This window comes from Streptomyces sp. NPDC002537 (assembly GCF_053594975.1).
Genome location: NZ_JBSFWT010000150.1, coordinates 1 through 9,627, shown reverse-complemented (window position 1 = coordinate 9,627; position 9,627 = coordinate 1). Strand labels below are relative to the sequence as shown.

The window sequence follows — 9,627 nt, the reverse complement described above, 5'->3', positions numbered from 1 at the left end:
GGGCCGCAGGCCGCCCCCGCCGCAGGCGGCCACGGCGGGACAGCCGGGGGGCCGGGGCGCGCAGCCCCGGTTTCGGGAAGGGGCGGGGCTGGGGAACAAGCCCGCCGCAGGCGCGACCGGCCCGCGCCCGGAGATCCCGCCCCCCGCTTGGACCACTCGGTTCGCCCACCCGCACCCCACCAGGAAAGGTGGAAGGCGGCAACGCGCACCAGCTGGTCAGGAGCGAGCGGTGGGGAACCAAGAGGGGCCAGAGCGCAGCGCCCCGCGGAGCGAGTGGTCCCCGAGAGCCCGCCTGGCCAACCAGGCCGCCCGCCACCTCCCGTACGTCCTCGTCGGCGGCGGCGTGGTCTTCGACATCTTCACGCCCCCCAACTTCACCTGCGCCCCCTTCGAGAACGCCGCGCCCCTCGTGGCCGCCCCCTTCCACTCCCTGCGCGGCACCGCCGCCATCGCGCTGACGGCCATCGCCGCCTCGCTGAGCCTGGTCCTCCATGAGCGGGCGAATGACGCCGGCGCGGCCGTCAGCGAGGTCGTCACCGTCGCGGTGGTCTCCCTGATCGCCCTCGGCATCAACCGCATCGCACGCCGCAGCAACCGGCAGCTCGCCTCCGCCCGTGGCATCGCGGAGATCGCCCAGCGGGCCGTACTCCCGGCCCCCGCCGCCCGCACCGGCGGCCTGCGCGTCGCGGCACGCTACGTGGCGGCGGAGGCGGACGCCCGGATCGGCGGCGACCTCTACGCGGTCCAGGACACCCCGCACGGCGTACGCGTCATCGTCGGCGACGTCCGCGGCAAGGGCCTGGAGGCGGTGGCGGCGGTCGCGGTGGTCATCGGCGCGTTCCGCGAGGCCGCCGAACAGGAGCCCGCCCTGGACGCGCTCGCCGCACGGCTGGAGCGCGCGTTGCAGCGGGAGGGCGCACGGCGCGCGGACCTGGATCAGTTCGAGGGTTTCACCACCGCCGTACTGGCGGAGGTGCCGCCCGACGAGCCCGTCCTGCGCCTGGTGAACCGCGGCCATCCGCCGCCCCTCCTGCTGCACGCGGACGGCGGCGTCGCCGAGGCGGAACCCGCCGTCGCGGCACTGCCCCTGGGGATGGGCGAACTGGGGGAGTGGGCGGACAGAGTGGAAGAACGGGAGTTTCCCCCGGGAACGACGTTGCTTCTCTATACGGACGGGGTCACAGAGGCCAGAGATGCCTCCGGTGTTTTCTATGACCCGAAGGCGCGCTTGACGGGCCGACAGTTCAGCGGCCCCGACGCGTTGCTCGACGCGCTGGTCGTCGACGTCACCCGGCACTCGGGCGGCCGGACCGCGGACGACATGGCCCTGCTCGCGATCCGGCGCGGCGACGGCCGTCACGCTCCCGCTTCTTATGCCGGTCCGCACGGGCTGTAGTTGTCCGTCCGCGCGCAGTGCAGTTGATCTTGATCGTTCCGCATTCCCTCGGAATAAAGACCGTTTAAGGGAACGACTCAACAGGTCGGGCTTCTTGCCAAGTCCTGACCAAGGACACGACGGATTCACGCTTTCGGCTTGGAAATCATGCGGCCTGTCTATTAACGTTCGATAACGACGTACGGTCCACACAACCGTCGCAAGAGGCGGCACCGTGCGCCTTCGCCGAATCCCTCGGGCACAAGCAAGACCTGATACACCAGCAGCAACTGGGAACCGGGGAACCACCACCCTGGGGTGAATCGGGCCGCACCGGTCCGTAGGAGACCTTCCTGCTCCGAACCCTCCCCCAGAGCCTGTACGGCCTGGGGGCCCGCACCGCTGACCCGGTAGGCGAGAAGGACGGAAAGGAGTGCGCCCCCGTGGCGTCCAACGAGCCTGCCCTCGACCCCACTCTGCACGGGCCGTACGAGCCCTACGCGTCCTACGCGCCCGAACCCCCGATCGTGCCCGCGTACATGACCGCGCACATGCCGATGGGGGAGGCCCTGGAAGCTGAGGCCGGGTCAGTGCCAGTGGCGGCGGCAGGATCTGTCGCCCCGTCGGCTCCCGTCGGCAGCGACGCCCATGACGCGTGGGACGCGTGGCACCCCAGCGCCCCGGCCCGCGGCGGCAGACACCGCGTCGCCAAGCCGCGCGGTGGCACGATGGCCCGCAGCGGCGCCGTCCTCGGCGTCGGCGTCATCGCGGCGGTCGGCGCGGGCGGCATGGCGAGCGCACAGGACCGCCCGGCGGCGCCGATATCGATGCCGGACCTGCCGGGCGTGGGCGCGCTCCTCGGCGACGACACCAAGGACACCGGAGACGCCGTGGCCCCCGCACCCGGTGCCGACCAGCCGCTGACCCAGGCGGGCCTGAGCGTCGAGGAAGCGGCGAACGGCACCGCGAACGCGGGCGAGGCACTGCGCGCCCGCATCCTCCAGCAGGCCGAACACCAGCAGAGCGTGGCGGACGAGGACGCGCGCGCCGCGGTCCAGCGGAAGGCCGCGGAGGAAGCGGCGAAGACGGCGGCGAAGACGGCCGAGGCCGCGAAGGCTGCCGAAGCGGAAAAGGCCGCTGCCGCGAAGACGGCGGAGAAGGAAGCGGAGAAGGAAAAGGAAGCCGAGCCGGACCCGAACCGCTCGGCGAATAAGGGCGGCGGCGCTCCGAATCAGGCACCCTCTCCCGAAAAGCCGGCCGAAGACGTCCCCCGGGCCAAGGGTTCGTACACCCTGCCGGTCGGCTCGTACACCCTCACCGCGGGCTTCGGCCAAGCGGGCAATATGTGGTCCGCGAACCACACCGGTGAGGATTTCGCGGCCCCCACCGGTACGCCGGTCAAGGCGGTCGGCAACGGCACGATCACCCACGCCGGGTGGGCGGGCGCGTACGGCTACCGCATCGTGCTGAAGCTCGACGACGGCACGGAGCTGTGGTTCTGCCATTTGTCGTCGATGGTCGTCACCTCGGGCCGGGTGTCCAGCGGCGATGTGATCGGCAGGGTGGGTGCGACCGGAAATGTCACGGGCCCCCACCTCCACCTGGAAGTCCGCCCCGGCGGCGGCGCCCCGATCGACCCTCTGCCGTGGCTGCGGGACCGCGGCCTGGAGCCGTAACCACTCCGTTCGGGGAGCCTGCGGACACCGCTCGGGGAGGAGTAGCGGAATACCCGTATCCGCGGGGACGCTGGAGAGAGGTATGGCTGACATTCACAAGAAGATCGGCAACCTCTCGGTCCACCCGCTCGCCCTCGGCGGCAATGTCTTCGGGTGGACGGCGGACGAGGCGGAGTCCTTCGCCGTCCTCGACGCCTACGCGGCGGCGGGCGGCAATTTCATCGACACCGCCGACGTCTATTCCGCCTGGGTACCCGGGCACCAGGGCGGCGAGTCGGAGACCGTACTCGGCAACTGGTTCGCCTCGCGCGGCAATCGCGCCGACATCGTCCTGGCCACCAAGGTCGGCGCGGGCTTTCCCGAACCGCGCGGCCTGTCCGCGGCCGTCATCAAGTCGGGCGTCGAGGAATCCCTGCGCCGCCTGCGTACCGACTACATCGACCTCTACTACACCCATTACGACGACCCGTCGGTGCCGGTGGAGGAATTCATCACCGCCCTCGACGCGCTGGTGAAGGAGGGCAAGGTCCGCGAGATCGCCGCCTCCAACATCACGGCGGAGCGGCTGGCGGAGGCCCTGGACTTCTCCGACTCCGCGGGCCTGGCGAAGTACGTCGCCATCCAGCCGCACTACAACCTGGTCTCGCGCGACACGTACGAGGGCCCGCTCGCGGACGTCGCCGCCCGGCACGGCCTGGCCGCCGTCCCGTACTGGGCCCTGGCTTCCGGCTTCCTCACCGGCAAGTACCGTCCGGGCGCGACGGTGGACAGCGCGCGGGCCGAGGGCGCCGGCAAGTACCTGGAAACGGAGCGCGGCCTCCGCGTACTGAAGGCGCTGGACGAGGTGGCCGCCGCCCACGAGGCGGAGCTCGCCACGGTCGCCCTGGCCTGGCTCGCCTCCCGCCCCACGGTCGTCGCTCCGCTGGCGAGCGCCCGCACGGTGGCCCAACTCCCGTCCCTGCTGGCGGCGGCGGACCTGAAGCTGACGGAATCGGAGCTGGCCCTCCTGACGGAGGCGTCGGCGTAAGAGGCGCGGGGGCCGGACTCCGGCCCCCACACCCCTTCACATCCCTTTCAGGCCCGGCTCTCCACAACCCAGGAGGCCAACGCGACCCCACCCGCAACAGCGAAGACGGACGGCCAGGCGCCCACCTTCTTCGCCAGCGGGTGGGACCCGGCGAACGCGGCCACGTACAGCCCCGTCAACGCGGCAGCCTTCCCGGCCCCGGCCTTCCCTGCCCACTGCCGCGCCGCGACGGCCCCGGCAGCGGCGAGCGCCACCCCACCGAGCGGCCGCTTCTTCGTCCACCGAGCGACGCCGTACCCCCCGACGAGCCCACCGGCAGCCACGACGGATGTCGGAACTCCAGCCATCAGCACAACCTCCGCATCAACAGACTCTTGGCTTTCGAGGCTACGCCGGGCCGTACGGGCGGTGGCCAGGGGCCGGTGTCACCACGGCTCAGGGCGCTGCGGCGCGCGCTGGTTGGATCACCCGCAGCGGAGCATGGATGATCACCTCGACCGCTGATCACGTAACGGGGAGGGACCCATGACCCGCACCATCCGCCGCACCGCCACCGCGCTCGCCGCCCTCGCACTCGGCGCCGCCGCCCTGACCGTCACCACCGCCTGGTGGAACCACCCCTCACACAAGGCCCAGGCCGACGAAACCGTCACCACCGCCGCCTGGTGGAACCACCCCTCGCACCACGCCCAGTAGCCCGGACACGACAGCGCTCCAGCCACCGGGCCGGGGCGCTGTGGTTGTCCCAGGGGGCCTTGAGTCGCCCCACCGGACGCGCCCTGGGAGCCTGTATCGCCACAGCTAGTGGCCCGTGTCCGCGAGCGGCTCGAACCACACGCACTTCCCGACGACGTTCAGTTCGTCCCACACGAGGGTGACTCCAGAGGCCGCAGAGAGACGCCGGACGAGCATCAGCCCCCGCCCGTCCTCCTGCCCGGCCCGCGCCGTACGCCGCCGCGGCCGTCGCCCGTGATCACCGTCGAGCACGGAAACCACGACACGGTCCCCGCAGAGCGCGACTTCGACGGAGAGGGTGTCGACGCGGGCGTGCCGCACCACGTTGGTGACCAGGTCGGACACACAGACAAGCGCGTTCTCGACAAGCGCGGCCCGCTCACCGGCCTCAAGCGCAGCGGCAACGAACTCCCGGGCGACGCGGGCGGTGGTGGGTGCGGCGGGGGCGGACAGGTGGTACGTGTCGACGGGCTCGCCGCCGTCCTCGTCAGTGGTGGGGTGGGGGCTGATGAGCATGGCGGTACGCATGACGCGGTCTCCCGGTGGGGTCGTGGACCTCGGCCCGCTCCGACTGCCGTCCGTGGCTCGGCCACCTCTTCGTATGCCATCAACTGACAGGTAGATGGCTGCACTTCGGGTCTTCCCGACGGTGCGGCGCGGTGTTGATGAGGACCGTAGGGCACATCCATGTGCCTCGCCAAGCTTGGGCCAAAGCCTGCGCGCTTGGCTGTGGACCCGTGAGACTTGGCGCGGGAGAATTGATGTGCCAGTCACGAGAGGGAAGTTGATGCCACCTCGGAGCAGTCCAACGGCGAGACAGACGCGGCTCGGTACGGAACTGCGCAAGCTGCGCGAAGCCTCGGGCCTGCCTGCTCGTGCCGCCGGTGAACTGCTCGGCGGAAACCAAGCACAGATCAGCCACATCGAATCAGGACGCTGGGGCGTCAGCGCTGAGCGGGTCCGCCGCCTCGCAGCCTTCTACTCCGCGACCGATACGAAATTGGTCGATGCCCTCTGCGCCATGGCAGAAGAACGAGGCAAGGGATGGTGGGAAAGCTATCGGGGCATCTTGCCCGCGGGATTCCTGAATATTGCGGAACTTGAACACTACGCGAGATACCTACGAGCCTTTCAGACTCTGACGGTCCCTGGAATCTTCCAGACCGAGGGCTACGCGCGAACCATCTTCGGAGGCCGCATTCCGGCGCTGCCCGCCAGCGAGCTCAACGCCAGGGTCGAGCATCGACTCAGGCGCCGGGCCATCTTCGAGCGCCCGACGCCACCGCAGTTCGAGGCCATCATCCATGAGGCTGCCCTCCACGTCCTCTACGGCGGCAGGAAGGTGGCTCGAGACCAGCTGCGCTATCTGCTCGAAGTCTCAGAGTGGCCCACCGTGGTAGTGCGAGTGATCCCATTCAGCAGCGAAGAGTTCGTCGGCTCCGCGCAGACCATGCTCTACGCGGGCGGGGTCGTCCCACAGCTCGACACGGTTCAGCTGGACTCTGCCTATGGCTCTGTCTTCCTGGATGCGGATGCCCAACTTGCCAACTACCGGTCCATGCACGACGCGCTGGAGCGAGTAACGCTTGAGGTCGGCGAGTCGCGAGATGTCATCAACCGAATCGCAAAGGAATTGTGAGCAAACTCCGATGAGCGCACTCATAGCCTGGCAGAAGTCCTCTTTCTCGGAATCCGAAGGCAGCTGCGTCGAGCTGGCATGGCACGGAAACTGCATCGTCATGAGAGAGAGCGACGACCCTGATGTGGTCATTGGGATCACCCCTTCCAGGCTTGGGGCGCTGATCACAGGTGTCAAGTCGGGTGGGTTGATCACCTGATCTGGTGAATCTCTCCAGTTGCCGCCCCTCGCCTCTGCAGGTGAGGGGCTTTCTGGCATATGCCGTCTCATGGGTGTGCCGGTCCATGCTTGTGCCTGTAATGGGTGGGCGCTACCTTCGCTGTGCGTCACGGTGTACAGACCAAGCCCGACGCATCCGCATCCAACACGCCAACAAGAGGCGAGGTTTGGCATGTCATCGCTCACTGAAGCCTTGGCCGCGCTCCACGACATTCGATCGGTCGAGCTGGAGATCACCGGCACCTGCCAGCTCCGTTGCACACACTGCTGCACAGATTCCGGACCGCAAGCGCCAACTGGCTCCATGGTGCTCAACGACTGGCGGCGGGTCATCGCGGAGATCGCCGAAATTGGCATCCCCATGGTGCAGTTGATCGGTGGTGAGCCGACACTGAACCAAGATCTGCCGAAGCTTGTCGATCAGGCGCTCAAGTGCGGTCTCGGCGTAGAGGTGTACTCGAACCTCGTCCATGTCCGTCCCTCGCTGTGGGAGATCATCAGCCGGGACGGCGTACGCCTCGCCACCAGCTACTACAGCGACGACGCAGCGCAGCACGAGCAGATCACCCAAGGGCGCGGCAGTCATGCGCGTACCCGAGCGAACATCGGCGTAGCCCTGAGCCGTCGGATCCCCTTGCGAGTCGGAATCGTCGAGGTGCTCGATGGGCAACGCGTCAGCCAAGCCGAAGCTGAGCTGCGTGCGCTGGGTGTCAAGCAGGTCCACATCGACCGCACCCGAAAGGTGGGACGTGCGGCGGACGCCTTGCATGCTGCCCCGAGCGTTGACGAGCTGTGCGGGCGTTGCTTCCGTGAGCGCGTAGCCATCTCGCCGAACGGAGAGGTATACGGCTGCATCCTCTCCCGATTCCTGCCGGCTGGAAACGTGAAGGAGCAAGGCCTATCCGCGATCCTGCGGAGCGAGACGTGGGCAGAGATCTCTGCGCGTATTCCCGTGGCTGCAGACCCCTGCACGCCTCAGGACAGCAGCGACTGCGCCCCCGCCAACACCCCTGCCTGTCTACCGAAGTTCCCCGAATAGGAGCCGACTCGTGGATTGGGAACCTCACGCCATCGCACTCGCCGAGCGAGCGACGCACGCCTCGTCCCGTTGGCGCGCCGCTGTGGAGGAGACGCCGCGGCACCTGTTCGTACCGCGATGGTGGGAGGCCGCCCCCGACGGCTGGGCGCTGCGCGATGGTCCCGCTGACGAGCCACAGTGGCTGGCCACCGCGTACGGCGACACCTCGCTCGTCACCCGCGTCGGCCCCTGCCACGCCGACCATGCCAAGGCCGATGAGCACCCGGCCGGCAGGCCAACCTCTTCCTCGACCCTGCCGAGCCTCGTAGTCCGTATGTTTCAGCACGCCAGGATCGGTGATGACGACACCTTGCTCGACGTCGGTACGGGGTCGGGCTACGGTGCCGCGCTGGCCGCCCGCCGACTCGGCAGCGAGCGGGTGACGAGCGTGGACGTCGACCCGTACCTCATGGAAGCCGCCCGCGACCGCCTCGACCGGATCGGCCGACACCCCACGGTCGAAACCATCGACGCCACCGGCGACCTCCCCGGCACCTTCGACCGCATCGTCGCCACTGTCGCGGTTCGCCCGATCCCGGCGAGCTGGCTCACCGCACTGAAGCCCGGCGGCCGACTCGTCACCACGATCGCCGGCACCTCGCTCCTCATCACCGCGGAGAAAGGTGATGACGGCGGCGCGACGGGCCGCGTCGAATGGGACCGAGCGGGCTTCATGAGGACCAGGGCTGGTGCCGACTACCCAGCGGGCGACAACCAGTTGCTCGCCGTCGCCCGTACTGAGGACGGCGAACAGATCACCACTGGCCGCTACCCGGTCGTGAACGTCATCGAAGCGTGGGACCTCTCCTCCATGCTCGACGTCACGACCCCCGGCATCGAGCACCACTACGAAGAGCACGCCGACGAACGCGTGGCCCTCATGACCCACCCCGACGGCTCCTGGGCCCGCGCGACCGCCCGCAGCGACGACCGACCCACGGTCCACCAGGGCGGCCCCCGCCGCCTGTGGGACGCTCTCGACGAGATCCGCACTTACTGGCTGACGAACGGCGAGCTGCCGGTGCGCGGCGCTCGGGTCTTCATCAAGCCGGATGGCACGGCGTACTTGGTGCGTGGGAGGTGGCACGTCAGGTTGTAGTCGGCCAGAGGTGGCCACCATCAATGGTCTCTCTCTGCTCTTGCCGGAGTTCAGTGTCCTTCTTCTGCTCCCTCCTCGTCGGGGCTGGGCCTGGGAGCCCCCACCTGGAAGCTGAAGTTCACGCCCTTGATCCTGTTGGAATAGTTGAAGTTCGCCCTGAAATCCTTGGGGCTAGGGTCGGAGCTAAGCGCTCGGCGGAGCTTGGTCCAGGCTGTGATTAAACCGGCGGCAAGCAAAGCAGCAGCACTGAACGTCATTGCCGGTGACGCTCCGGTCATCAGGATGGTCACGGTGGCCAGGACGAGGACAGTCAACAGAACAGCAAGGAACACGGTCAGGTCGCTTCTTGCCTGAGCGTCGCGCTGACTCGCTCGCACAGGTCTCCGAGACGGAGAGCGCCGGCCCGTGGGACTGGTGTTGATGATTACTCCCGGGAAAGGAGGCGTAGTTGGGGAGGTGAAGCAAGCGAGCTACGCACTTGTGCGCATCGCGGCGCGCAGAAGTACGTCCGCATCCATGTGGCGTCGGTCGAGGTTGAGTGTGCTGGCGAGGTGGAGAACGGACTTGATGTCGCGCTGGCCAGCACTGTTCAGCATGGCGTCCGCTGCGTCGGCCAGCCCTGCTGAGCGGCAGGCGGCAACAGCAGTGGGGAGTTCCTGGACGGACAACGTGCGGCCTAGATGCTGGAGAACGGTCAGGGCATCATGGGCGGCCCTTTCTCCGTTGAAGTAGGCCGCGACTTCCGCGAGGCCCTCCCAGTTCGCCTCTGGGAGGGCCTC

At 68.7% G+C, this 9,627-nt stretch carries 11 protein-coding genes and 1 pseudogene; 8 read left to right on the top strand and 4 right to left on the bottom strand.

Annotation, left to right across the window (positions count from 1 at the left end; all coding sequences use genetic code 11):
- Positions 1-229 precede the first annotated feature (229 nt).
- The 3 genes from ACWD4A_RS34430 (at position 230) to ACWD4A_RS34420 (ending at position 4,078) form a co-directional block, all read left to right on the top strand.
- Complete coding sequence (locus ACWD4A_RS34430) at positions 230-1,396, top strand: PP2C family protein-serine/threonine phosphatase (RefSeq protein WP_451200284.1); 1,167 nt, start codon at positions 230-232, stop codon at positions 1,394-1,396.
- Positions 1,397-1,818: 422 nt separating this feature from the next.
- Positions 1,819-3,051 (top strand): peptidoglycan DD-metalloendopeptidase family protein, encoded by a 1,233-nt coding sequence (locus ACWD4A_RS34425; protein WP_451200283.1) that lies wholly within the window; start codon positions 1,819-1,821, stop codon positions 3,049-3,051.
- 82 nt (positions 3,052-3,133) lie between these two features.
- The gene (locus tag ACWD4A_RS34420) at positions 3,134-4,078 is read left to right on the top strand and encodes an aldo/keto reductase (protein ID WP_451200281.1); all 945 of its coding nucleotides are present in this window, start codon (positions 3,134-3,136) and stop codon (positions 4,076-4,078) included.
- A gap of 47 nt (positions 4,079-4,125) precedes the next feature.
- Here ACWD4A_RS34420 and ACWD4A_RS34415 read toward each other — a convergent pair whose 3' ends face one another.
- Positions 4,126-4,425, bottom strand: coding sequence for a hypothetical protein (locus ACWD4A_RS34415; RefSeq protein WP_451200280.1), 300 nt, complete (start codon positions 4,423-4,425; stop codon positions 4,126-4,128).
- A gap of 178 nt (positions 4,426-4,603) precedes the next feature.
- Between ACWD4A_RS34415 and ACWD4A_RS34410 the strand changes: the two genes are divergently transcribed.
- Positions 4,604-4,774 (top strand): hypothetical protein, encoded by a 171-nt coding sequence (locus tag ACWD4A_RS34410; protein ID WP_451200278.1) that lies wholly within the window; start codon positions 4,604-4,606, stop codon positions 4,772-4,774.
- Between the two features lie 105 nt (positions 4,775-4,879).
- On the opposite strand, the gene ACWD4A_RS34405 is transcribed toward ACWD4A_RS34410, so the two are convergent.
- A complete protein-coding gene (locus tag ACWD4A_RS34405) occupies positions 4,880-5,341 on the bottom strand; it encodes an ATP-binding protein (protein WP_451200275.1) in 462 nt (153 codons plus the stop codon).
- 259 nt (positions 5,342-5,600) lie between these two features.
- Here ACWD4A_RS34405 and ACWD4A_RS34400 point away from each other — a divergent pair, with 259 nt between their 5' ends.
- From ACWD4A_RS34400 to ACWD4A_RS34385, 4 genes are all read left to right on the top strand, one after another.
- Positions 5,601-6,452: a helix-turn-helix domain-containing protein gene (locus tag ACWD4A_RS34400; RefSeq protein WP_451200273.1), complete on the top strand. Its 852-nt coding sequence runs from the start codon at positions 5,601-5,603 to the stop codon at positions 6,450-6,452.
- Between the two features lie 10 nt (positions 6,453-6,462).
- Positions 6,463-6,651 carry a DUF397 domain-containing protein gene (locus ACWD4A_RS34395; protein WP_451200270.1) on the top strand — a complete coding sequence of 63 codons (189 nt, stop codon included), beginning with the start codon at positions 6,463-6,465 and terminating at the stop codon, positions 6,649-6,651.
- 192 nt (positions 6,652-6,843) lie between these two features.
- On the top strand, positions 6,844-7,710 hold the full coding sequence (locus ACWD4A_RS34390) for a radical SAM protein (RefSeq protein WP_451200268.1): 867 nt from the start codon (positions 6,844-6,846) through the stop codon (positions 7,708-7,710).
- Between the two features lie 10 nt (positions 7,711-7,720).
- A complete protein-coding gene (locus ACWD4A_RS34385) occupies positions 7,721-8,848 on the top strand; it encodes a methyltransferase domain-containing protein (protein WP_451200265.1) in 1,128 nt (375 codons plus the stop codon).
- 50 nt (positions 8,849-8,898) lie between these two features.
- Here the strand turns inward: ACWD4A_RS34385 and ACWD4A_RS34380 are convergent, their stop codons facing one another.
- Both ACWD4A_RS34380 and ACWD4A_RS34375 read right to left on the bottom strand, forming a co-directional pair.
- A complete protein-coding gene (locus ACWD4A_RS34380; protein ID WP_451200262.1) occupies positions 8,899-9,180 on the bottom strand; it encodes a hypothetical protein in 282 nt (93 codons plus the stop codon).
- 138 nt (positions 9,181-9,318) lie between these two features.
- Positions 9,319-9,627 (bottom strand): annotated as a pseudogene (locus ACWD4A_RS34375) (hypothetical protein); the annotation flags it as partial.

What these genes read in the sequence shown, in the direction of transcription:
- ACWD4A_RS34420 (WP_451200281.1), top strand. Translation starts at nt 3,134, where the DNA reads ATGGCTGACATTCACAAGAAGATCGGCAACCTCTCGGTCCACCCGCTC.
- ACWD4A_RS34395 (WP_451200270.1), top strand. Translation starts at nt 6,463, where the DNA reads ATGAGCGCACTCATAGCCTGGCAGAAGTCCTCTTTCTCGGAATCCGAA.
- ACWD4A_RS34400 (WP_451200273.1), top strand. Translation starts at nt 5,601, where the DNA reads ATGCCACCTCGGAGCAGTCCAACGGCGAGACAGACGCGGCTCGGTACG.
- ACWD4A_RS34410 (WP_451200278.1), top strand. Translation starts at nt 4,604, where the DNA reads ATGACCCGCACCATCCGCCGCACCGCCACCGCGCTCGCCGCCCTCGCA.
- ACWD4A_RS34390 (WP_451200268.1), top strand. Translation starts at nt 6,844, where the DNA reads ATGTCATCGCTCACTGAAGCCTTGGCCGCGCTCCACGACATTCGATCG.
- ACWD4A_RS34415 (WP_451200280.1), bottom strand. Translation starts at nt 4,425, where the DNA reads ATGGCTGGAGTTCCGACATCCGTCGTGGCTGCCGGTGGGCTCGTCGGG.
- ACWD4A_RS34405 (WP_451200275.1), bottom strand. Translation starts at nt 5,341, where the DNA reads ATGCGTACCGCCATGCTCATCAGCCCCCACCCCACCACTGACGAGGAC.